Source organism: Litchfieldia stipae, assembly GCF_014837155.1.
Taxonomy (GTDB): Bacteria; Bacillota; Bacilli; order Bacillales; family Bacillaceae_L; genus Litchfieldia.
The window spans coordinates 56730-80793 of sequence record NZ_JACYHA010000003.1 but is presented as its reverse complement, the minus strand read 5'-3'; the positions used below and the strand labels follow the sequence as shown (position 1 = coordinate 80793).

Genomic DNA, 24064 nt, shown 5'->3' with positions numbered 1-24064 from the left:
ATGATGAATAAGCAGGTGATCAAGTGGCAAAACAAAAAAAACGAAATAAAAAGAAAAAAGATCAATGGAAAAGTACCTTAAAGTATGAACTTATAGGGTTAGTATTATTAGCATTAACATGTATTGGTTTATCAAGACTTGGAACAGCCGGGGAGATTCTGTATAGTTTTTATCGATTCTTTTTAGGTGAATGGGCAATATTGGGTCTTATTGGGTTATTACTCATATCGCTTTATGTTATTTGGAAGCGAGAGTGGCCAAGCCTTATAAGTAGACATTTATTTGGGATTTATCTTATAACCTGTTCCATTCTTTTATTAAGTCATGTCACCTTGTTTAGGTTGTTATCAAATGATGGAAGCTTTGTACAGCCTAGTGTCATTATTAACACGTTTGAGTTGTTTTGGGAACAACAAGCAGGGAAGACCAGTACTAATGATATTGGTGGGGGAATGATAGGAGCAATTCTTTTTGCTGGTTCTTATTTTCTATTTGATGAAGCTGGAACAAAATTGATTTCCGTTTTTTTAATTATTATTGGAGTTATTTTAGTGACAGGAAAGTCTTTATTTGAAACAACAGTAAAAATGACAACACCGATAGTAACTTTCTTCAAGGATCAATGGCTTTCTTTTGTAGAGGATATTAAATCCTGGAAAGAAAATATAAACAGGAAGCTTGCTGATAAGAAAGAAAAGAAAGTAACGAAAAACCCTACTACTGCTAAGAAAGAAGCTCAGGCAAAGGTAGATAAGAAAGAGGAATTTGAGGAAGTCATTTTGGCCGAGACGGAAGAAGAGGAAGCACCACCACCGATTATTTCTAACTTTGCAGATAGAGCTTATCTAAGTGAAGCAAACAATCAACCTGTGGAAACAAAAGAAGTACATACTGAAGAGGAATCGACAGAGAAAATTCTACCTATCACATTTACAGAGGTTGAAAATACTTCATATGAACTACCTCCAATTGAGCTTTTGAGTGCACCAATGAAGAATGATCAAAGCGGAGAGCATGAAAATATCTATGCTAATGCTAGGAAATTGGAAAAGACATTTCAAAGCTTTGGCGTAAAGGCTAAGGTAACGAAGGTTCATTTAGGACCAGCAGTTACGAAATATGAGGTGTATCCAGATGTTGGGGTTAAGGTTAGTAAAATTGTGAATTTAAGTGATGATCTTGCTCTAGCATTAGCTGCTAAGGATATTCGAATCGAGGCGCCAATCCCTGGTAAATCAGCGATTGGGATTGAAGTTCCGAATATGGAAGTAGCAATGGTTTCATTAAGAGAGGTTCTAGATGTTAAAGAGAACGACAGACCAGATTCAAAATTACTGATTGGACTTGGACGAGATATTTCGGGTGAGGCTGTATTAGCAGAGTTAAACAAGATGCCACATTTACTTGTAGCTGGTGCAACTGGAAGCGGGAAGAGTGTATGTATTAATGGGATTATTATTAGTGTACTCATGAGAGCGAAGCCGCATGAGGTTAAGATGATGATGATTGACCCTAAAATGGTTGAATTGAATATGTATAATGGGATACCTCATCTACTTGCTCCTGTTGTAACAGATCCAAAGAAGGCTTCACAAGCATTGAAAAAAGTGGTAAATGAAATGGAACGAAGATATGAGTTGTTTTCTCATAGTGGAACAAGAAACATTGAAGGCTATAATGATTATATAAAACGGCATAATGAAGAAGAGGAAGCGAAACAACCGGCATTACCTTATATAGTTGTGATTGTGGACGAGCTTGCAGATTTAATGATGGTAGCCTCTTCTGATGTGGAGGATTCCATTACCCGATTAGCGCAAATGGCAAGAGCAGCCGGGATTCATTTAATCATAGCTACTCAAAGACCTTCTGTAGATGTTATAACAGGAGTCATTAAGGCTAATATCCCTTCAAGGATTGCATTCAGTGTTTCCTCACAAACCGATTCTAGAACAATATTAGACATGGGTGGTGCGGAGAAATTACTAGGAAGAGGGGACATGCTATTCCTTCCTGTAGGAGCTTCAAAGCCAGTTCGTGTTCAAGGGGCATTTCTATCTGATAACGAGGTCGAAGAGGTTGTTGACTTTGTTATTGCTCAGCAGAAGGCACAATATCAGGAAGAGATGATTCCAGAGGAGATCACGGAGGTAACTGAGGAAGTAGAGGATGAATTGTATAACGAAGCTGTTGAATTAATACTTGAGATGCAAACAGCATCTGTCTCGATGTTACAACGACGCTTTAGAATTGGTTATACAAGAGCTGCTAGATTAATTGATGCGATGGAAGCAAGAGGAGTTGTTGGTCCTTACGAAGGTAGTAAACCAAGAACAGTCCTTATGTCATCACAAAATGAAGATGTTGGAACGTAAGAAATAGGAATTTCCTATTTCTTTTTTAGTAGGTCGAAAGTATCGGAATTTTCAGATGTAAGAAAATCTGACATAATCCTACTTTTTTCAAAAAAATATTCGACATTTTTCGAAATTCTTATTTATTTATAAGAAAAAAAATGATATGCTAATTTCAATAATAATTTGTCTAACATCAGAGGTCTGATGTCTTTTACAATATTACGGAGGAGCAGCAAAATGTCCATAAAGTTAGACAATAGGCACTTATATCTACAAGTAATTGATCGAATTAAAAATGACATCGACAATGGTATATATAAAGAAAAAGAAAAGCTTCCTTCTGAATTTGACCTTGCAAGAAATCTTGGGGTTAGCCGTGCAACCTTAAGGGAAGCATTAAGAATCCTTGAAGAAGAGAATATTGTTGTCAGAAGACATGGAGTAGGAACATTTGTTAACGCTAAACCATTGTTTACATCTGGGATTGAGCAACTAAATAGTGTAACAGATATGATTCAACAGGCAGGAATGTCGCCAGGAACCATTTTTCTTTCGTCCAATGTAAATAGTGCGACAGAAGATGATATCAAACGATTTTCTTGTGAAAAACAAGATGAAATCATCATGATGGAACGAGTGAGAACGGCAAATGGTGAGCCGGTCATTTATTGTATTGATAAGATTGTTAGTCATATATTACCTTCAAGCTTCTCGCATGAGGAAGAATCACTACTTGATTATCTAAACAAAAGAGCTGGCCGAGATATAACCTATGCCATTACACATATTGAGCCATTAGGCTATCACGAAAAAATTTCACCGATTTTGGACTGTGAACCAGAAACGGCATTACTAGTTTTAAAACAAATGCATTACGATCAAGACGATCATCCCATTTTGTATTCGCTAAATTATTTTAAAGCTGATAAATTTGATTTTCACGTTGTGAGAAAGAGAATATAATATTTTCTTGTTTTTTGAACAAATTATTAAAGGAGGTGAGGTAACAAAGAGATAATCTATCTGATTGATTTTCTGTAGTAAGAAAGTTAATCGACTTATTAGCGGGTATAATTTTTATACTAAAAAATTACATATAAGGGATGGGTGTTATTAATGAAAAAGAGTTTACTCTTCGTACTAGTAATTGCACTAGTATCTATGTTAGCTGCTTGTGGCGGTGGAGATGCCGATAACAATGCTGGCGGATCTGAAGGATCTAAAGATGGCCTTAAGGTAGGTATGGTTACTGATGCAGGAACTATTGATGATAAGTCATTCAACCAAGGAACTTGGGAAGGAATTCTTCAAGCAAAAGAAGACTTAAAGATTCAAGAAAAGTACCTAAAGCCTGCTGGAACTACTGAAGCTGATTATTTGAAAGAAATTGGTAACCTTTACGATGCTGATTACAAGTTCATCGTTACACCAGGATTCAAATTTGAAACAGCTGTGTTCCAAGCGCAAGACAGATATGAAGATGCAAAATTCGTAATCATTGATGGTTATCCTCACTCAGGTGATTTCGTATCAGCTGTTAAAGACAACACAGTGTCAATTTTCTTTGCAGAGCATGAATCAGGATTCTTAGCTGCTGTAGCAACTGCTCTTCAATTAAAAGAAGGTGAAGTTGGATTTATCGGTGGTATGGAAATTCCAGCTGTACAAAAATTCAACTGGGGCTTCCAACAAGGTATTGCCTATGCAAATGAAAACCTAGATACAAATATCACTATTAATGCAGAAAATGTTATTTACCAAGGTACATTTGATGATGTAGCTGCAGGTGGACAAATTGCTGCACAAATGTTTGATCGTGGTGTAGACGCTATCTTCACTGCTGCTGGTGGAGTTGGAGTTGGAGCGATTAACGAAGCAAAAACTCGTGTACAAGCAGGACAAGATGTATGGATCATTGGTGTTGACACTGACCAATATGCAGATGGTATCTATGAAGGTGAAAAATCAGTTATCTTAACTTCTGCAATGAAGAAATTAGATGCTGTTGCTTATGATATGATCAAGCGTGAATTAGATGGAGACTTCCCTGGTGGCGAAACATTAACTTTCGATGCAACAAATGATGGAGTAGGTATTCCAGAAGAAAATCCAAACTTAAGCGAAGAGACTGTAACAAAAGTTGCAGAAATCTATGAGCAAATCAAAGCTGGAGATATTGAGATTTCTCAAGAACAAGGCGATTTATTAAAGTAAACGGGTATAACGAAGAGACGGTTTCTCCGTCTCTTCTCTATGTCAAAAAATAAGTAATTCAGTTTGTTCGTAATGGCTTGTTATTAGTGCCAGGCCCATACTCGGAAGTTTTTGAACTAGGACCTAGTGAACTTCCGAGTATGGGCGTGAGAGGACAAAGAATGAAAACAATCTGTTCCACGTCCATTAGTCATAATTGTTGAATAGATAAAAGGGGATAAACCGATATTATATTAATATAGGTGCTAATGAGAATACTAAGTTAATTAGAACTTTATATAAAGGTGAGTGCTACTATGGAGTATGTTGTTGAAATGCTAAATATTCGAAAAGAATTTCCAGGTATCGTAGCGAATGATAATATTTCACTTTCCTTAAGAAAAGGAGAAATACATGCATTATTAGGTGAAAATGGTGCAGGGAAATCTACATTAATGGGAATTTTGTTCGGAATGTATCAACCAGAACGAGGCGTAGTGAAAGTAAATGGACAGGAAGTACGTATTTCCAATCCAAATGTGGCAAATCGTTTAGGGATTGGGATGGTACATCAGCATTTTAAATTAGTTGACAATTTTACAGTCACTGAAAATATTATATTAGGCAGTGAACCACGGAAGGGTCTAGTTCTTGATATTGATAAAGCGGCTATGAGAATTGAGGAATTGTCGAAGCATTATGGTTTGAATGTTGACCCTCATGCGAAAATTGAAGATATCTCTGTAGGTATGCAGCAAAGAGTAGAGATTATTAAAATGCTATACCGTGAAGCGGAGGTTCTAATATTAGATGAGCCAACTGCTGTTCTAACACCAAATGAAATTGACGAGTTAATGAAAATTATGAAAAACCTTATTAATGAGGGGAAATCGATTATCATTATTACTCATAAATTAAAGGAAATTAAGGCAGTTGCAGATCGTTGTACGGTAATTAGACGTGGAAAGTCGATTGGTACGGTTGATGTGAAGGATGCAAGTGAGGCAAGTCTTGCTGAAATGATGGTAGGGCGTAACGTATCCTTTAAAGTAGATAAACAAGAAAGTAAGCCAGGTGACGTTGTTCTTGAAATTGATTCTATTTCTGTGAAAAATAACAGAAAATTATTAGGTTTAAAGGAATTTTCTCTTCAAGTAAAAGCAGGAGAAATAGTTGGTATTGCTGGAGTTGAAGGGAACGGACAATCCGAGCTTGTTGAAGCAATTACTGGTCTAAGGAAAATAGAATCCGGAAAGGTTTTCATCAATGGTGAGGATATTTCAAACTTACCTATTCGTGAGCGTATTGAAAAGGGAATAGGTCATATTCCAGAAGATCGCCAAAAACGTGGATTGGTGTTAGATTACTCCTTACAATCTAACATGGTTTTAGAAATTTATAATAAACCTCCTTTCTCAAAGTATGGTTTATTAAATCAATCAGCAATACGTCAATATACTAATAAAATCTTAGAAAACTTTGATGTTCGTTCTGGTGAAGGTGCAGTTTCAATTGCAAGAACATTATCTGGTGGTAATCAGCAAAAAGCAATTATCGGTCGAGAGCTTGAGTTAAATCCGAATTTGCTTATTGCTGTCCAGCCAACTCGTGGTTTGGATGTTGGATCTATTGAGTATATACATAAGAGATTGATTGAGCATCGTGATAATGGCAAAGCTGTACTTCTTGTTTCATTAGAGTTGGACGAGGTTTTACAACTATCTGATCGTATTGCCATTGTCAATAATGGTGAACTTGTTGGAACGGTTCTTGCTTCTGAGACAGATGAGAATGAAGTAGGACTAATGATGGCGGGCGTAAGTAAGGAGAGAAATAAATGAGAAATCTGATTGTATCATTATTAGCTGTTCTCTTTGGATTAATAGCTGGTGCAATATTAATGTTTATTATAGGGAGTAATCCAATTGAAGGATATACATACCTATTCCAGGGTGGTTTGAAAAACATTGAACGTGTTGGGAATACATTGGCAACAGCAACCCCTATTATCTTTTCTGGATTGTCAGTTGCTTTTGCATTCAGAACGGGATTATTTAATATAGGTACACCGGGACAGATGTTAATGGGTGGACTATTTGCTACAGCAATTGGTCTAACACTTGATGTTTCAAGACCATTATTACTAATCATTATGATAATTGCTGGATTTGTTGGTGGTGCAATTTGGGCGTTTGTTCCAGGCTTATTAAAGGCGAAATTTAATGTTCATGAGGTTGTAGCGACCATTATGATGAACTGGATTGCCTATTGGACGATTTACTATGTTGTTCCGGGTTATTTTAAAGGAGAATTTCTTGAGACTGAATCAAGAAAGCTTCCAGAATCAGCAACATTAAGATCACCATTCTTATCTGAGATGTTTGGTGGTTCGTATATTAACTTAGGATTATTTATTGCAGTCGTCGTAGTGATCATCGTTGCATTTATTATTAATAAAACCACATTAGGCTATGAACTTAAGGCTGTTGGTTTCAACCGTCATGCAGCAGAATATGCAGGTATGCGTGTAAATCGAAATATTGTATTATCCATGTTAATCTCTGGTGGATTAGCAGGACTTGGCGGTCTAGCATTATATACAGGTAATGCTTCAACCATCCAAATTGGAATTATGCCAACTCAAGGTTTCGACGGAATTGCAGTCGCATTACTAGGAGCAAACAATCCATTTGGTGTATTTTTTGCAGCGATTTTCTTTGGACTTCTTTATTCAGGAACAGGCTTCATGAATGCGATGACAGAAATACCACCAGAAATTGCGAATACAATTATTGCAATTATCATCTATTTTGCAGCAACGAGTGTTTTAATTGAAAGATTAATGAACAAATTCTTGAAAAATAGGAATAATAAAAAAGACATGAATGGTCCAGTTACTAAGAAGGGGGAATCTTAATATGTGGACGGTTATACAACAAATTTTTCCTTATGCGATTATCTTCACAATCCCTCTTCTGATTACTGCATTAGGTGGACTATTCAGTGAACGAAGTGGTATTGTAAATATTGGACTAGAAGGATTAATGATCATGGGTGCATTTTCTGGTGCTCTTACGATTTTTTATCTTCAAGATATCTTACCGAATCACTCATTAGCTCTTTGGTTAGGGTTATTGATGTCAATGGTTGCAGGTGTGTTATTTTCTTTATTACATGCTTTTGCAAGTATTAATTTAAGTGCAAACCAAATTATCAGTGGTACCGCAATTAATATGATTGCTAGTGCCTTAACAGTATTCTTATCAAGAAATATTACTGGTAGTGGAAATATCCGTATTACAAGTGGTTTTGCACCATGGGATGTACCAGGGCTATCTTCGATTCCAATTATAGGAGATTTATTCTTTACTAGAACATATCCGACTACTTGGTTTATTCTAGGAGTCCTTCTATTGTGTACATTTATTCTTTATAAAACTCGGTTTGGACTTCGTTTGAGATCATGTGGTGAATTTCCACAGGCAGCAGAAGCAGCGGGAGTGAATGTTAGAAAGATCCGTTACAGTGGAGTTATGATTTCTGGTGCATTTGCTGGACTTGGTGGAGGACTTATCATTGTCACTTATTCTGGTGAATTTACAGGATCTGTATCAGGGTTAGGTTTCTTAGCACTTGCTTCATTAATCTTTGGACAATGGCGTCCTTTTGGGATTCTTGCAGCGACTTTCTTCTTTGGTCTAGCAACAACACTTGCTAACGTTTCTCAAGTCATACCACAATTGGCGGTATTCCCACCAATTATTCTGAAGATATTCCCATATGTCGTGACGCTGATTGCGTTAGTCATATTCTCTAAATCCTCTCAAGCTCCAAAAGCAGCTGGGGAGACATTTGATTCAGGTAAAAGATAAATTATTTTATAGATGGTCATGATTATGCCTTTTAAAGACATAATCATGATCTTTTTTGTTATTTCCTCAAGGTTTACTAGCAGCCTGAATACACGGAGACTCCAGTGGTCTAGTGAGCAAAGTGAGACCCCACAGGAGCTTGCGACGAGGAGGCTCACGGGTTACGCCACAGGACGCGGAGTGTATTCGGGCTCCGGATTTAAAACAAACCTTTTCTAAATAAGGGTGTCTAAAACTTGATAATATTGGTAAAGCAAGGTTATATTGTTGATAATCGTGAAATAAGTTAACTTATGCATTTAGCGTTATAAAGTGTGGTTTCAAGATTATCTGGTTAAACTAGGTCAGACAGGTTATCTTCATTTACATCAACAGTTGTACATTACTTTTGAAAGTTAAGGAGGAGCGAGGTATGAAACTACTTAGTGAGACAGAGCATGAACTTGCGGGTATTACCCTTCATACAATTGATACTGATAAATATAAAACCAATACAATTGTGTTAAAGCTTAAAGCACCACTTGAAGAGGCTACTTTAACAGAACGTGCCTTATTACCATATGTTTTGCAGAAAAGAACAAAAAGCTATCCTACAACAATTGAACTACGAGGGTATTTAGATGAATTATACGGGGCAACTTTAAATGTCGATTTAATGAAAAAAGGTGAGTATCATGTCATCACTATTAGAATGGATATTGCCAATGAAACATTCCTAGAGGATAAAACACCATTATTACTTAAAGCAATTGAACTTCTTTCAGAAATGGTCATGTCTCCAGTAACTGAAAACGATGGTTTTAGCCCATCTACCCTTGATAATGAAAAAAGAAACTTAAAGCAGCGAATTCAAGCTGTTTATGATGACAAGATGAGATATTCTAATCTAAGATTAGTACAAGAAATGTGTAAGGATGAACCGTATGCACTCCATGTAAATGGAAGGATTGAAGACATAGAGAAAATCACACCAGCTTCATTGTATCAATATTATCAGAAGGTATTAGCTGAAGATGAAATTGATTTATACATTGTGGGGAAATTCGATGAAAATTCAGTTGTTGAATATGTCTCGAAAAATTTTGTTTTAAAAGAAAGAGAGCCTAAGAAGGTCGACAAAATATCCCCAGTTATATCTGAAGTGAATAAAGTCATTGAAAAACAAGATGTGAAGCAAGGGAAGCTTAATATTGGTTTTAGAACGAACATCACCTATAGTGACCCTGATTATTTAGCCCTTCAAGTATTTAATGGAATTTATGGTGGTTTCTCTCATTCAAAATTATTTCTTAATGTTCGTGAGAAAGAAAGCCTTGCTTATTACGCAGCCTCTAGAGTTGAGAGTCATAAAGGCTTACTAATGGTTATGTCAGGTATCGAATTTAATAACTTTGATAAAGCCGTTACGATTATTAATGAACAAATGGAAGCAATGAAAAATGGTGAATTCACAGAAGATGTTATTTCCCAAACAAAAGCTGTGATTAACAATCAATTACTTGAAACGATTGATACTCCTAGTGGGATGATTGATATTTTATATCATAACGTTGTAGCTGATAAGAAAAGAGATCTCACTGAATGGTTAGAAGGTCTTAAACAAGTCACAAAAGATGAAATTATCCAGGTTGCTGAAAAAATAAAGCTCGACACCATCTATTTCCTTACTGGAATGGAGGCTGACAATTAAAATGGAAAAAATCACATTTGAACAATTACAAGAGGAACTATATTACGAAAAGCTACCAAACGGCTTAGATGTGTATGTTTTGCCTAAAAAGGGATTTAACAAAACATATGCCACCTTTACAACTAAATATGGTTCTGTCGATAATCAGTTTATTCCAGCAGGAAAAACTGAGTTAACGAAGGTACCAGACGGAATTGCCCATTTTTTGGAGCATAAGTTGTTTGAAAAAGAAGATGGCGATGTGTTTCAGGATTTCAGTAAACAAGGTGCATCTGCAAATGCATTTACCTCATTCACAAGGACTGCTTATTTATTTTCTAGTACGTCAAATGTGGAACAGAATCTAGAGACATTGATTGATTTCGTTCAAAGTCCTTATTTTACTGAGAAAACGGTTGAAAAAGAGAAGGGAATCATCGGACAGGAAATTACAATGTATGATGACAATCCCGATTGGAGACTTTACTTTGGTGTGATTCAAAATATGTATAAAAATCACCCCGTCAAAATTGATATCGCTGGTACAATTGATTCAATTGCTAAAATTACTAAAGATATGCTCTATGAATGTTATGAGACTTTTTATCATCCAAGTAATATGCTGTTATTCATTGTAGGATCGGTTGAAGCCGACAAGATTTTAGATTTTGTACGAGAAAATCAGGCGAAAAAGGATTATAAGGAACAGGCAGAGATTGTCCGGAAATTTGAGGAAGAGCCAGCAGAGGTAGCTGAGAAGAAGCAGGTTCTTGAGATGAATGTACAGTCTTCCAAATGCCTAGTAGGGGTTAAGGCGCAAAATCCTACAAGATCAGGGATGGACCTTTTAAAGCATGAGCTTTCAATCAACCTCATTCTGGATATCCTTTTTGGAAAAAGTTCTGAGGTGTATGAAGGTCTATATGATGATGGTCTCATTGATGATACATTCTCTTATGATTATACTGAAGAAGCGGGATTTGGTTTTGTTATTTTAGGTGGTGATACTCCAGAGCCAGATGCGTTGTCCTCTCGGATAAAGGATGTACTTTTAAACGCAAGAGACTCAAACTTCACTGTTGAACAGTTAGAACGTGCTAAAAAGAAGAAAATTGGCGCATTCTTACGTGCGATTAACTCTCCAGAGTTTATTGCTAATCAGTTTACTAGATATGCTTTTAACGATATGGATCTGTTTGAAGTGGTACCTGTACTTGAGAAACTAACGATTGAAGATATTCAAGAAGTAGCGAAACAAACATTTGATGAGAAATTCTTTACAGAATGTCATGTTGTCCCAAAAGGGTGAAATTTAAATGAATTGTGATTGGCCTGCTCGCAAAAATCGAGGAGGTCAATTATTTTGAGCTTAAGATAGGAAGGTTACATTATGGAAAAGTACGCACTAATTACCGGAGCAAGTGGTGGGATAGGAATGAGTATTGCCAAAATTCTATATGAGCAAGGATATTCATTATATCTTCATTATAGCAAGAATGACTACGAATTAAGGGAGTTTGTAGCTCGTACTAACAATAAAAACATACATATTGTCCAAGCTGATTTGTCTAAACCTGGTGGGGTTAGTGATTTATTAGAACAAATCACACATCCAATTACTACAATTATTAATAATGCGGGGAATAGCTATTTTGGTCTTGTTACTGACATGACTGAAGCAGAAGTAAATGAAATGATCACTCTACATACTACAAGCCCTTTTATGTTGATAAAAAGTTTATTACCAAACATGGTTTCAAACAAACAAGGCAACATAATTATGATTACATCGATTTGGGGTCTTATAGGAGCCTCCTGTGAAGTACTCTATTCTATGGTTAAAGGAAGTCAGAATTCTTTTGTAAAGGCATTAGCAAAAGAAGTCTCTCTAAGTGGTATACGTGTGAATGCGATTGCGCCTGGAGCGATTGATACCCAAATGTTAAATTTATTTACAGAAGACGATAAAACTGCCTTAAAGGAAGAAATTCCAATGGGGAGGTTAGGAAAACCAGAAGAGATTGCTGAAGTAGTTGGCTTTCTTTGCTCTGATAAAGCTTCCTATATGACAGGCCAGGTTTTATCTGTTAATGGTGGTTGGCACTGTTAGTAATTAGTTATAAAATCATGTAAGAAAAAGTATAAATCCTTTGGAGTTTGGCAAACTAATTCTGTATTATCCTAAAAGGAGGGTCACTTATGTCTGTTTTAGATAACTTTGAACAATGGAAGGATTTTTTAGGTGATCGTTTGCACCAAGCTCAGCAAGAGGGAATGGATCAGAATGTTATTACTGATTTAGCTTATCAGCTAGGTGAGTATCTTTCTACTCAAGTAGAGCCAAAAAATGCTCAAGAAAAGGTACTTGCAGATTTATGGCACGTAGCTTCTGAGGAAGAGCAGCATGCGATCGCTAATATGATGGTGAAATTAGTTAAAGACGAAGGCACAGGCATGTAAGAGAGGATTTCCTCGGAGAGAGAGGCTATTCCTCTCTTTTTTTAGTTTAAATTCTTCTTCTCCCTTTCATTAACTATTAAAATGTTTTATTATAGAAATAGCGATTAAATATATGAAGGTTTTTGATCATTTTAGTCGAAATTTGCTAGGGGGATGGTTTATTATGAGCAAAAAAGAATGGTATTTAGAATATGAAATACATAAAAACCGTCCAGGCTTACTTGGTGATATTTCGTCTTTATTAGGGATGTTATCAATAAATATTGTAACGATTAATGGTGTGAATGATCGTAGACGTGGTTTATTATTACTATGTGATAACAATGAACAAATTGAGAGACTTGAATCAATTTTACATACAATGGATAACATAACTGTTACCAAGATTAGGGAGCCTAAAGTTAGAGATCGACTAGCGGTACGTCATGGACGGTATATCCAAAGAGATGCAGATGATAAAAAAACATTTAGATTTGTTCGTGATGAATTAGGATTGCTTGTTGATTTCATGGCTGAAATATATAAACAAGAAGGCCATAAGTTAATTGGAATTCGAGGGATGCCAAGAGTTGGGAAGACAGAATCAGTTGTAGCTGCTAGTGTTTGTGCAAATAAGCGCTGGTTATTTGTTTCATCAACCCTTTTAAAACAAACCATTAGAAGTCAGTTGATTGAGGATGAGTATAATGCTGACAATCTTTTCATTATTGATGGGATTGTTTCCACAAAACGTGCATCTGAGAAGCATTGGCAATTGGTTAGAGAAATCATGAGATTACCCGCTGTAAAAGTAGTTGAGCACCCAGATGTTTTTGTAAGGAATTCAGAATACACGTTAGAAGATTTTGATTATATTATTGAGTTACGTAATAATCCTGATGAAGAAATCACTTATGAATTAGTAGACGATCAACAACTCTTCTCGGGATCAGATTTTTCCGGTTTCGACTTTTAAAGTATTGGTAGGTGTTATATTTGACAGAACTAGGCAACCGTTTAAAAGAAACGAGAGAATTAAAAAAGCTTAGTCTTGATGACTTGCAAAGAATGACGAAAATACAAAAAAGATACTTGGTAGGGATTGAAGAAGGCAATTATTCAGTCATGCCAGGGAAATTTTATGTTCGAGCCTTTATTAAGCAATACGCTGAAGCAGTAGAATTAGATCCTGAAGAACTATTTGAGGAATTTAAGGATGAAATACCTAGTACCACGAATGAACAGCTTCCAGAGCAATTATCGAGAGTTCGAAGTAAAAGGCAAATATCTGCAAAAGGCTCAAAAATTCTTGATATGGTCCCAGTCTTAATACTCGTTGTATTTATTATAGGTGGGTTATTCACAGCTTGGTGGCTATTACAAAGGAAAGATGTGGCTGAGGCTCCAGAGGAGACGATCATAGAAAATAGCCAGAGCTCTGAATACCAAGAAACAAATGAAATTCCGCCAGCGGATACTCCTGATGAGACAGAGTCTGGTCAAGAAGAGCCTGTTGAAGATGGTGCTGAAACTGAAGATGAGGTGGAAGAGGAAGAACCAGAACCAGCATTTACGCTTTCATTAGTTGAATCATCTGGAAATAATGTAACGTACAAATTAGAGAATACTGATACATTCAACGTTGAAGTTTCTGCTAGTACGGGTGGAGAGACATGGCTAGATATTAAGAACCAATTAGGGAAATCCTTTTACTATGCCATGTTACGAGATGGTAATACTGAAACTTTTGATTTCTCGAATGAGTCACAGATTAACTTTAATGTTGGAAGAACGTTAGATACAACTATTTTAATTAATGGACAGCCTTTTGAATACCCAGTAGAACCAAGCGAGCAGGTAAGTCAAAGATTTACGATTATCTATGAGCCTACACAAGAATAGAAAAGAAGAAAAAAGTCATGGCTAATAATGGCTTTTTTTCTTTTATACGTGTATTATCACTATATAAATAAACAAAAAGACAAGTATTTCTCGGAGGTTGTAAAATTGAATTTACCAAATAAAATAACAGTTGCAAGAATCTTATTAATTCCTATTTTTATCATTGTTATGCTTGATTTATTTAAATGGGGGGATGTAAGTATTGCTTCAATGAATATACCTATCGCACATTTAATTGGTGCATTGATTTTTATATTTGCCTCTGCAACAGATTGGGTAGATGGTTATATTGCACGCAAACATAATCTTGTAACGAATCTTGGCAAATTCTTAGATCCATTAGCTGACAAACTTTTAGTTTCAGCTGCACTAATCGTACTAGTTGAATTAGGATCTGTTCCTGCATGGATGGTTATCATTATAATTACAAGAGAATTTGCAGTAACTGGTTTACGCTTACTAATTGCTGAGCGAGGCGAGGTTTCAGCGGCGAAAATGCTTGGCAAAATCAAAATGTGGGCACAAGTTGTTGCAATTTCTGCTTTATTATTACATAATTTCCCTTTTGAATTAATCAATTTCCCTTTTGATATGATTGCTCTGTGGATTGCGGTGATATTTACAATCGTATCAGGCTGGGATTATTTTGCAAAAAATAAAGATGTATTTGTGGATCAGAAATAGAAAATGGGGGAACAGATGTGAATGCAGAGATCATTGCGGTAGGCTCTGAGCTACTACTTGGACAAATTGTAAATAGTAATGCGCAATTTCTTTCAAAGCAGCTTGCGGAAATTGGGGTAAATGTATATTACCACACAGTTGTTGGCGATAATCCTAGTCGTTTAGCTGAAACGATTGAAGTGGCTAGGAAACGCTCGAATTTGATTGTTTTCACAGGTGGATTGGGGCCGACGAAAGATGATCTGACAAAAGAAACGATTGCTAAATTACTAGGTCGAAATCTAGTAAGTGATTCCTATGCTCTTGAGGGAATTGAGCAGTATTTCAAACAGACCAATCGAATAATGACAGAAAATAATAAAAAACAAGCATTGGTCATAGAAGGTTCATCTGTGCTCCAAAATGATCATGGGATGGCGCCTGGAATGGGAATTCAAATTCAGAACATTACTTATATGCTATTACCGGGTCCACCAAAAGAAATGCAGCCGATGTTTATTTCGTATGGAAAAGAATATTTATTAAAGCAGCTAGGAGAAGTAGATCATATTGAATCCCGTGTTCTTCGGTTCTTTGGGATTGGAGAATCCCAATTAGAAACCGAGATTGAGGACTTAATTGATGCCCAAACCAATCCAACAATTGCGCCACTCGCAGCTGACGGTGAGGTTACGTTAAGATTGACTGCAAAGCATCGGTCAATTGAAATGACAAAGGTTCTTCTTGACGAGGTGGAAGAAAAAATCACTTCACGTGTTGGTGAGTTTATGTATGGTTATGGTACTACTTCATTAGTCTCTGAAGTGATGAAGAAGCTAATCAATCATAAATTGACTGTCTCTAGTGCTGAAAGCTTAACTGGAGGGTTATTTGCCCAAGAGTTAACGAATGAGCAAGGTTCATCACAAGTTTTTGCAAGTGCGATTGTTTGCTATTCAAATGAAGTGAAGCAGAATGTCCTTCAAGTAAGTCCAGACATACTTTCTTCTGATGGTGCAATAAGTGAAAAAACTGCAAGAACTTTGGCTGAAAATGTTAGAGATTTACTTGGTACTGATATCGGTATTAGTTTTACAGGTGTCGCAGGGCCTGATGAGAGCGAAGGAAAACCAGTAGGCACTGTTTATATTGGTTTAGCTTTTAAGCAGAAGCCAACAAAAGTCTATTCGTTGAAATTAGCAGGCACTCGAAATGGGATTCGCATGCGTACAGTTAAATACGGATTCCATTATATTCTACAAGTACTCAATGAAACATAATGAGACTGTCCCTTATAATATGAGGGACAGCTTTCTTTATTTAAAAGTAAAATTAAGTTTTCACGGCTAATAGATGTTAAGAATTTGACTTTTTTACTATAAAACTTGCGATTCACCCATAAAATGGTGTGAAAAAAATCGAATGAATGTTCGACTTTTTACTTGGCAAATGAGACGAAACAAGGTATAGTATTAATAGTTTCAAAGAAAAGGGAGGAAATAATGTGAGCGACCGTCAAGCAGCCTTAGAAATGGCGTTAAAACAAATAGAAAAGCAATTTGGTAAAGGATCAATCATGAAGCTTGGAGAACAAACTGATCGTAAAATCTCTACATCTCCAAGTGGTTCATTAGCATTAGATGTTGCATTAGGAGTAGGTGGATACCCAAGAGGACGAATTGTTGAGATCTATGGTCCAGAAAGTTCTGGTAAGACAACAGTAGCTCTACATGCAATAGCTGAAGTACAACAAAATGGCGGACAAGCAGCATTTATAGATGCGGAGCATGCGCTTGACCCAGTTTATGCACAAAAGCTGGGAGTTAACATTGATGAGTTGTTACTATCTCAGCCAGATACAGGAGAACAAGCACTTGAAATTGCTGAAGCATTAGTTCGTAGTGGTGCAGTAGATATTCTTGTCATTGACTCTGTAGCTGCATTAGTACCTAAAGCAGAAATTGAAGGTGAGATGGGTGACTCTCACGTAGGGTTACAAGCTAGATTAATGTCTCAAGCACTTCGTAAGCTTTCAGGTGCAATTAACAAATCTAAGACAATTGCAATCTTTATCAACCAAATTCGTGAAAAAGTTGGAGTTATGTTCGGTAACCCTGAAACAACACCTGGTGGTCGTGCATTGAAATTCTACTCTTCCGTACGTTTAGAAGTACGTCGTGCTGAGCAACTTAAGCAAGGAAATGATATCGTTGGTAATAAGACGAAGGTGAAGGTTGTTAAAAACAAGGTAGCTCCTCCATTTAGAGTAGCTGAAGTTGATATTATGTACGGAGAAGGTATTTCAAGAGAAGGTGAAATCATAGATATCGGTTCTGAACTCGACATTGTGCAAAAGAGTGGCTCATGGTACTCATACAATGAAGAGCGTTTAGGACAAGGTCGTGAAAATGCCAAGCAATTCTTAAAAGAAAATCCGGTTCTACGAAAAGAAATTCAAGAACAAATCCGTAAACATTACGGACTTGATCAAGATTTCAATGAACCAGTTGATGAAGGTCAAGACGAACTTAATTTATTAGATTAATATCATCTTGGTATTTAAAGAGACATTTCAGATGTCTCTTTTTTCTTAGGTTTTCTGTTGAAAATCAGTCCCTAACTCAACTTATTTCCAAATAAAAGTAACTGTAGATGTGACAGGCCTTGACAATAAATTTTCACACATTTACAATTAATATGTATATTTTACATTTTGTTAGAATTAAAACGTAAAGAAAACTCGGTAATTTTTCTCCCTAATAAGAAGGTTGTACCGAAACCGATTGATGTTTAGAAGGGCTTTTACATCTTCTATAACACTAAACAAGCCTTTGTGCTGTATGTTGAAACTGATGTAACAATGTACATGCCGACATTTTGATCTAGCAAGAAAAAGTTCATAGCAAGAGGAGGTGACATGATGGAAATCATTATTGGAATCAGCTCCGCTTTGCTTGGCCTAATCGTCGGTGCAGTTGTTGGCTTTTATGTTCGTAAATCCATTGCAGAAACAAAAATTGCTGGTGCCAAAGGTGCAGCAGAACAAATTATTGATGATGCTAACCGTGAAGCAGATTCTTTGAAGAAGGAAGCATTGTTAGAAGCAAAGGATGAAATTCACAAATTTCGTACTGAAGCAGAACGTGACATTCGTGATCGAAGAAGCGAACTTCAAAAACAAGAGAATCGTTTAATGCAAAAAGAAGAGAATCTTGATCGAAAAGATGAAACTCTAGACAAACGTGAAACCATGTTGGAAAAGAGAGAGAATTCTCTTAACGAAAGACAACAGCATATTGAAGAGATGGAAAGCAAAGTGGAAGAGATAGTACGCAAGCAACAGGCTGAATTAGAGCGTATTTCTAACCTTACTCGAGAACAAGCAAGACAAATCATTATCGAGCGTGTAGAAAACGAGCTTGCTCATGATGTTGCTTACTTAGTAAAGGATGCTGAGAGTCGTGCAAAGGAAGAAGCCGATAAAAAGGCGAAGGAAATACTTTCACTTGCGATACAACGATGTGCGGCAGATCATGTCGCAGAAACAACGGTTTCTGTTGTTAACTTACCTAATGATGAGATGAAAGGTCGAATTATAGGAAGAGAAGGTCGGAATATTCGAACGCTCGAAACGTTAACAGGAATCGATTTAATTATCGATGATACACCAGAAGCTGTAATCCTCTCAGGATTTGATCCAATACGACGAGAAACGGCTAGAATTGCTTTAGACAAGCTTGTACAAGATGGACGTATCCATCCTGCACGTATTGAAGAAATGGTTGAAAAATCAAGACGTGAAGTTGATGAATACATTCGTGAAGTGGGAGAACAGACAACCTTTGAGGTTGGTGTTCATGGTCTCCATCCAGATTTAATTAAGATATTAGGTCGATTGAAGTTCAGAACAAGTTATGGACAAAACGTACTTAAACACTCAACTGAGGTTTCTTTCTTAGCAGGTTTAATGGCTGCAGAATTAGGTGAAGATGTTACATTAGCTCGTCGAGCTGGTCTTCTCCATGATATCGGAAAAGCAATTGACCATGAAGTTGAAGGAAGTCACGTTGAAATTGGGGTTGAGCTTGCTACGAAATACAAAGAGCACCCAGTTGTCATTAACAGTATTGCTTCACATCATGGAGATGCTGAACCTACGTCAATCATTGCTGTCCTTGTCGCTGCAGCAGATGCCTTATCTGCGGCAAGACCAGGTGCTAGAAGTGAAACGTTAGAAAATTACATCCGTCGCTTAGAGAAGCTTGAAGAGATTTCTGAGTCGTATGAAGGCGTGGAAAAATCTTTTGCTATTCAAGCAGGACGTGAAGTGAGAATATTGGTTAAGCCTGATACGATTGATGATCTAGAAGCACATCGATTAGCTCGTGATATCAGAAAGCGAATTGAAGAAGAGCTTGATTATCCTGGACATATAAAGGTAACAGTGATTCGTGAAACAAGAGCTGTTGAATATGCAAAATAAAGAGCGGTCTTATGACCGCTTTTTGTTTTGCTTATTTATCGAAAGTATGTAAAACTAAAGCAAGAGAACGGATAAAGGAGATTGTTATGAAGATTTTATTTATTGGAGATGTTGTTGGGTCTCCGGGACGCGATATGATTACTGAATACTTACCAAGGCTTAAATCAAAGTATCAGCCACATTTTACGATTATCAATGGAGAAAATGCAGCCAGTGGCAAAGGGATAACTGAAAAAATATATAGACAATTTCTTGAAAGTGGAGCGCAAGCAGTTACACTTGGTAACCATGCATGGGATAAAAAAGAAATATTTGAATTTATAGATGATGCAAAATATATGGTAAGGCCAGCAAATTTCCCTGAAGAAACCCCAGGACAAGGAATTGTGTATTGTAAGCTTAATGGACTTGAAGTAGCGATTATAAATTTACAGGGTAGAACGTTTTTACCCCCAATTGATTGCCCGTTTAAAAAAGCTGATGATTTAATAGAGCAAGCAAGAAAAAGAACACCAATTATTTTTGTCGATTTTCATGCTGAAGCAACAAGTGAAAAGCAGGCAATGGGTTGGTATCTAAATGGAAGGGTATCTGCTGTTGTAGGAACGCACACACACGTCCAGACAGCTGATAATAGGGTTCTCGATAAGGGAACTGCCTATATTACTGATGTGGGCATGACAGGGCCTTATGATGGCATTCTAGGGGTCAGTCGTGAAGCTGTACTAAAAAGATTCATTACTGCACTTCCAGTACGCTTTGATGTAGTTGAAGGACGAACACAGTTAAGTGGCGTTATTATTGATATAGATAATAAAACAGGGCATGCAACTGCAATTAATCGTATTATGATCAATGATGATCATCCTTTCTTTGATTAGTTGTATGCAGGATTTTGAATTTTTAGAAAAATATTTGGAACAAGCAGGAATACCAGCAAGAACTAGTGAATATAGTATGAGTGGAATCATTAAACTTTTTAGGGTTCTGATCAATAAACTCACTATATACTGTAGAAAACAAGGAGGATATTAGGAATGGAAATATTAAAAGTTTCAGCAAAATCTAATCCTAACTCTGTAGCTGGTGCACTTGCTGGTGTGTTACGTGAAAGAGGAGCCGCGGAAATTCAAGCAATTGGAGCGGGTGCATTGAATCAAGCAGTAAAAGCAGTAGCTATTGCTAGAGGGTTTGTAGCACCGAGTGGAGTCGACCTAATTTGTATTCCTGCTTTTACGGATATTCAAATCGATGGTGAAGAAAGAACTGCTATTAAGCTTATTGTTGAACCTCGTTAGAAACTAACTTTTCATTTTAGCGGTTGTCGATTCTTGGTAACTATATAAGTACCTAACTGTCATTTAGTAGACAAGAGGTACTTTTTTTTTTGCGAAAAAATCATTTTCTATATCGTTTGATTTTATATTAGTTATAAAAATCAAAAAAAACAAAAAATATTCATCAAAAAGTCATAAAATGATGGATAAGGGTTGCTTTTTTTGACTATTAGGTCTAGAATTGAAAGCGTTTAGTACATATTCAGGTAAATCAATTTGAGGATCATTCAATGCAAATTGATGTGTAAGTATACACACCAGTTTACTCAGATTAATTTCTAGAGATTTAGTTGAAAAAGTGCTACACTTAATACGTAAAAACTATAAACCATACAATGAACGTATTCCAAAGGGGTGTAAGTCATGATCAATCAACTTTCATGGAAAGTTGGAGGACAACAAGGGGAAGGAATTGAAAGTACAGGGGAGATTTTTTCCATTGCATTAAATCGGTTAGGCTACTATTTATACGGTTACCGTCATTTCTCATCACGTATTAAAGGCGGACATACGAATAATAAGATTCGCGTAAGTACAACACAGGTTCGTTCTATTTCAGACGATCTTGATATTTTAGTAGCGTTTGACCAAGAAACCATCGATGTAAACGCACATGAGTTACGTGATGGTGGTGTGATTATTGCAGACGCTAAGTTTAATCCAACGATTCCAGAAGATTCGAAATCAACCTTGTATGCGGTTCCATTTACAGAAATTGCTAGTGAACTGGGTACGTCTTTGATGAAGAACATGGTTGCAGTAGGTGCTTCCAGTGCGTTATTAGATTTGGATATTAATGTTTATTTAGAAGTAGTTCAAGAAATTTTTGGTCGTAAAGGTCAACAGATTGTTGATAAGAATATGGAAGCTATTAAAAGTGGTGCAGACTATTTGAAGGATCAGTTAGGTGATTCTATTCAAACGATGCAGCTCGAAAAAGCAGATGGAAAGAAACGTATGTTCATGATTGGAAATGATGCGATTGCAATGGGAGCACTTGCTGGAGGAGCACGCTTTATGCCAGCATACCCTATTACGCCAGCTTCAGAAATCATGGAATATTTAATTAAGAAATTACCTGAATTTGGTGGTACTGTTATTCAAACTGAGGATGAAATTGCTGCATGTACAATGGCAATTGGAGCGAACTTTGCTGGAGTTAGAACATTAACTGCATCAGCAGGCCCAGGACTTTCTCTAATGATGGAAGCGATAGGTCTGTCAGGTATTACAGAGACTCCACTAGTTATTGTTGATACCCAACGTGGTGGTCCAAGTACTGGATTACCAACAAAGCAAGAACAATCGGATTTAATGGCAATGATTTATGGTACTCATGGTGAAATTCCAAAAGTGGTAATGGCGCCAAGTACAGTTCAAGAAGCATTCTATGATGCAGTTGAAGCATTTAATATTGCAGAAGAATTCCAATGTCCAGTTATTCTATTAACAGATTTACAGCTTTCTCTAGGTAAGCAAACAGTAGAACCACTTGATTTCAATAAGATTGAAATTCGTAGAGGTAAATTAGATCTAAACCCTGAATTACCTGAGCGTCCAAATAAAGAATACTTTAAGCGTTTTGAAGTAACAGAAGATGGCGTTTCACCACGTATTGTGCCAGGTACGAAAAATGGAATATACCATGTTACTGGTGTTGAGCATGATGAAACAGGGAAGCCTTCTGAAAGTGCATTAAACAGAAATGCACAAATGGATAAACGTCTAAGAAAGCTTGATAATATTAAATTTGATACACCAGTTCATAAGAACGCTACTCATGAAGAGGCTGATGTATTAATTGTTGGGTTTAACTCAACTCGTGGAACAATTGAAGAAGCAATGACAAGATTAGAGAATGATGGTATTAAAGCTAATCACGCTCATATCCGTCTATTACACCCATTCCCAACTAACGAGCTACTACCTTTAATTGAGTCAGCTAAGAAAGTTGTGGTTGTTGAAAACAACGCTACGGGTCAGCTCGCTAACATTATGAAAATGAATGTAGGTAACGCCGAGAAGATTACCAATCTCTTAAAATACGATGGTAATCCATTCTTACCTCATGAAATTCACACAAAATGTAAGGAGTTGTTCTAAGATGGCGACATTTAAAGACTTTCGTAATAATGTAAAACCAAACTGGTGTCCAGGCTGTGGTGATTTCTCTGTTCAAGCAGCGATTCAACGTGCGACTGCGAATGTCGGGTTAGAGCCAGAAGATTTAGCGGTTGTTTCTGGAATTGGTTGTTCAGGTCGTATTTCTGGTTATATCAACTCATATGGTTTCCATGGTATTCATGGGAGAGCTTTACCAATTGCTCAAGGTGTGAAAATGGCAAACCGTGATCTAACTGTCATTGCCTCTGGTGGAGATGGTGACGGCTTTGCGATTGGTATGGGTCATACAGTGCATGCAATTAGACGTAATATAGATATTACTTATATTGTAATGGATAACCAAATCTATGGACTAACAAAAGGACAAACATCACCACGAAGTGATGTTGGTTTTAAAACAAAGAGTACTCCACAAGGGTCAATTGAATCTTCTTTATCTGTAATGGAAATGGCGTTAACAGCGGGTGCTACATTTGTTGCACAAAGTTTTTCTACAGACTTAAAAGATTTAACAGCATTAATTGAAGCTGGGATTAATCATAAAGGATTCTCTTTAATCAATGTATTTAGTCCATGTGTTACTTATAATAAGGTTAACACTTATGATTGGTTCAAAGAAAATCTAACTAAGCTAAATACAATCGAAAATTATGATCCAAGTAATCGTATGCAGGCAATGCAGACATTAATGGAGCATAATGGTCTTGTAACAGGCTTAATTTATCAAAATAAAGACCAAAAATCTTATCAAGAGCTTGTTCATGGCTATAGTGAAAGTCCATTAGTTCATGCGGATCTTGATCTTAGTGAAGAAAAGTTTAATAAATTAGTAGCAGAATTTATGTAATATAACAACAAAACCTCCTTTATGTTCTTACGTAAAGGAGGTTTTTTATGATTAGGGATTGACTTTACTAAGATTTTGAAGAATGTTAAAATAAGTTGTTCGACCTTTAGTTAGGGTTTAGATGTGATGGATGTTATTGTTTAATTTAATGATAGATTTTATAGTAGCTATTGAATTG

General features: G+C 36.5%; 20 protein-coding genes. All 20 read left to right on the top strand.

Going from position 1 to position 24064, the window contains the following annotated elements; genetic code table 11:
• The first annotated feature begins 23 nt into the window (after positions 1 to 23).
• The 20 genes from F7888_RS04515 (at position 24) to F7888_RS04420 (ending at position 23886) form a co-directional block, all read left to right on the top strand.
• On the top strand, positions 24 to 2375 hold the full coding sequence (locus F7888_RS04515) for a DNA translocase FtsK (protein ID WP_191777625.1): 2352 nt from the start codon (positions 24 to 26) through the stop codon (positions 2373 to 2375).
• Between the two features lie 219 nt (positions 2376 to 2594).
• Positions 2595 to 3320 carry a GntR family transcriptional regulator gene (locus tag F7888_RS04510; protein ID WP_191777623.1) on the top strand — a complete coding sequence of 242 codons (726 nt, stop codon included), beginning with the start codon at positions 2595 to 2597 and terminating at the stop codon, positions 3318 to 3320.
• A gap of 153 nt (positions 3321 to 3473) precedes the next feature.
• A complete protein-coding gene (locus F7888_RS04505; protein ID WP_191777621.1) occupies positions 3474 to 4571 on the top strand; it encodes a BMP family lipoprotein in 1098 nt (365 codons plus the stop codon).
• 296 nt (positions 4572 to 4867) lie between these two features.
• Positions 4868 to 6391: an ABC transporter ATP-binding protein gene (locus F7888_RS04500; RefSeq protein ID WP_191777620.1), complete on the top strand. Its 1524-nt coding sequence runs from the start codon at positions 4868 to 4870 to the stop codon at positions 6389 to 6391.
• Complete coding sequence (locus F7888_RS04495) at positions 6388 to 7467, top strand: ABC transporter permease (protein ID WP_191777618.1); 1080 nt, start codon at positions 6388 to 6390, stop codon at positions 7465 to 7467. Before F7888_RS04500 ends, F7888_RS04495 begins: the two co-directional genes overlap by 4 nt.
• Before the next feature lies 1 nt (position 7468).
• Positions 7469 to 8422 (top strand): ABC transporter permease, encoded by a 954-nt coding sequence (locus tag F7888_RS04490; RefSeq protein ID WP_191777616.1) that lies wholly within the window; start codon positions 7469 to 7471, stop codon positions 8420 to 8422.
• Positions 8423 to 8834: 412 nt separating this feature from the next.
• Positions 8835 to 10112 (top strand): EF-P 5-aminopentanol modification-associated protein YfmF, encoded by a 1278-nt coding sequence (yfmF, locus tag F7888_RS04485; protein WP_191777614.1) that lies wholly within the window; start codon positions 8835 to 8837, stop codon positions 10110 to 10112.
• A 1-nt stretch (position 10113) separates the two neighbouring features.
• A complete protein-coding gene (yfmH, locus tag F7888_RS04480; protein WP_191777612.1) occupies positions 10114 to 11400 on the top strand; it encodes an EF-P 5-aminopentanol modification-associated protein YfmH in 1287 nt (428 codons plus the stop codon).
• A gap of 81 nt (positions 11401 to 11481) precedes the next feature.
• Positions 11482 to 12201, top strand: coding sequence for an elongation factor P 5-aminopentanone reductase (ymfI, locus tag F7888_RS04475; RefSeq protein ID WP_191777610.1), 720 nt, complete (start codon positions 11482 to 11484; stop codon positions 12199 to 12201).
• Between the two features lie 89 nt (positions 12202 to 12290).
• On the top strand, positions 12291 to 12551 hold the full coding sequence (locus F7888_RS04470) for a DUF3243 domain-containing protein (protein ID WP_191777608.1): 261 nt from the start codon (positions 12291 to 12293) through the stop codon (positions 12549 to 12551).
• Between the two features lie 163 nt (positions 12552 to 12714).
• Positions 12715 to 13506: a DUF3388 domain-containing protein gene (locus F7888_RS04465; protein WP_191777606.1), complete on the top strand. Its 792-nt coding sequence runs from the start codon at positions 12715 to 12717 to the stop codon at positions 13504 to 13506.
• An 11-nt stretch (positions 13507 to 13517) separates the two neighbouring features.
• Positions 13518 to 14432 (top strand): helix-turn-helix domain-containing protein, encoded by a 915-nt coding sequence (locus F7888_RS04460; protein WP_191777604.1) that lies wholly within the window; start codon positions 13518 to 13520, stop codon positions 14430 to 14432.
• A gap of 105 nt (positions 14433 to 14537) precedes the next feature.
• The gene (pgsA, locus tag F7888_RS04455) at positions 14538 to 15116 is read left to right on the top strand and encodes a CDP-diacylglycerol--glycerol-3-phosphate 3-phosphatidyltransferase (protein ID WP_225228603.1); all 579 of its coding nucleotides are present in this window, start codon (positions 14538 to 14540) and stop codon (positions 15114 to 15116) included.
• A 17-nt stretch (positions 15117 to 15133) separates the two neighbouring features.
• Positions 15134 to 16375, top strand: coding sequence for a competence/damage-inducible protein A (locus F7888_RS04450; protein ID WP_191777599.1), 1242 nt, complete (start codon positions 15134 to 15136; stop codon positions 16373 to 16375).
• Positions 16376 to 16599: 224 nt separating this feature from the next.
• Positions 16600 to 17640, top strand: coding sequence for a recombinase RecA (gene recA, locus F7888_RS04445; RefSeq protein WP_191777597.1), 1041 nt, complete (start codon positions 16600 to 16602; stop codon positions 17638 to 17640).
• A gap of 375 nt (positions 17641 to 18015) precedes the next feature.
• A complete protein-coding gene (rny, locus tag F7888_RS04440) occupies positions 18016 to 19578 on the top strand; it encodes a ribonuclease Y (RefSeq protein WP_412095978.1) in 1563 nt (520 codons plus the stop codon).
• Between the two features lie 86 nt (positions 19579 to 19664).
• Complete coding sequence (locus tag F7888_RS04435; protein WP_191777593.1) at positions 19665 to 20459, top strand: TIGR00282 family metallophosphoesterase; 795 nt, start codon at positions 19665 to 19667, stop codon at positions 20457 to 20459.
• 156 nt (positions 20460 to 20615) lie between these two features.
• Positions 20616 to 20876 (top strand): stage V sporulation protein SpoVS, encoded by a 261-nt coding sequence (spoVS, locus tag F7888_RS04430; RefSeq protein ID WP_003181955.1) that lies wholly within the window; start codon positions 20616 to 20618, stop codon positions 20874 to 20876.
• Positions 20877 to 21278: 402 nt separating this feature from the next.
• Positions 21279 to 23018, top strand: a complete 1740-nt coding sequence (locus F7888_RS04425) for a 2-oxoacid:acceptor oxidoreductase subunit alpha (protein WP_191777592.1) — start codon at positions 21279 to 21281, stop codon at positions 23016 to 23018.
• A 1-nt stretch (position 23019) separates the two neighbouring features.
• Positions 23020 to 23886, top strand: coding sequence for a 2-oxoacid:ferredoxin oxidoreductase subunit beta (locus F7888_RS04420; protein ID WP_191777591.1), 867 nt, complete (start codon positions 23020 to 23022; stop codon positions 23884 to 23886).
• The last annotated feature ends 178 nt before the right edge of the window (positions 23887 to 24064 follow it).

What these genes read in the sequence shown, in the direction of transcription:
- F7888_RS04510 (WP_191777623.1), top strand. Translation starts at nt 2,595, where the DNA reads ATGTCCATAAAGTTAGACAATAGGCACTTATATCTACAAGTAATTGAT.
- F7888_RS04505 (WP_191777621.1), top strand. Translation starts at nt 3,474, where the DNA reads ATGAAAAAGAGTTTACTCTTCGTACTAGTAATTGCACTAGTATCTATG.
- F7888_RS04500 (WP_191777620.1), top strand. Translation starts at nt 4,868, where the DNA reads ATGGAGTATGTTGTTGAAATGCTAAATATTCGAAAAGAATTTCCAGGT.
- F7888_RS04495 (WP_191777618.1), top strand. Translation starts at nt 6,388, where the DNA reads ATGAGAAATCTGATTGTATCATTATTAGCTGTTCTCTTTGGATTAATA.
- F7888_RS04490 (WP_191777616.1), top strand. Translation starts at nt 7,469, where the DNA reads ATGTGGACGGTTATACAACAAATTTTTCCTTATGCGATTATCTTCACA.
- yfmF (WP_191777614.1), top strand. Translation starts at nt 8,835, where the DNA reads ATGAAACTACTTAGTGAGACAGAGCATGAACTTGCGGGTATTACCCTT.
- yfmH (WP_191777612.1), top strand. Translation starts at nt 10,114, where the DNA reads ATGGAAAAAATCACATTTGAACAATTACAAGAGGAACTATATTACGAA.
- ymfI (WP_191777610.1), top strand. Translation starts at nt 11,482, where the DNA reads ATGGAAAAGTACGCACTAATTACCGGAGCAAGTGGTGGGATAGGAATG.
- F7888_RS04470 (WP_191777608.1), top strand. Translation starts at nt 12,291, where the DNA reads ATGTCTGTTTTAGATAACTTTGAACAATGGAAGGATTTTTTAGGTGAT.
- F7888_RS04465 (WP_191777606.1), top strand. Translation starts at nt 12,715, where the DNA reads ATGAGCAAAAAAGAATGGTATTTAGAATATGAAATACATAAAAACCGT.
- rny (WP_412095978.1), top strand. Translation starts at nt 18,016, where the DNA reads ATGGAAATCATTATTGGAATCAGCTCCGCTTTGCTTGGCCTAATCGTC.
- F7888_RS04435 (WP_191777593.1), top strand. Translation starts at nt 19,665, where the DNA reads ATGAAGATTTTATTTATTGGAGATGTTGTTGGGTCTCCGGGACGCGAT.
- spoVS (WP_003181955.1), top strand. Translation starts at nt 20,616, where the DNA reads ATGGAAATATTAAAAGTTTCAGCAAAATCTAATCCTAACTCTGTAGCT.
- F7888_RS04425 (WP_191777592.1), top strand. Translation starts at nt 21,279, where the DNA reads ATGATCAATCAACTTTCATGGAAAGTTGGAGGACAACAAGGGGAAGGA.
- F7888_RS04420 (WP_191777591.1), top strand. Translation starts at nt 23,020, where the DNA reads ATGGCGACATTTAAAGACTTTCGTAATAATGTAAAACCAAACTGGTGT.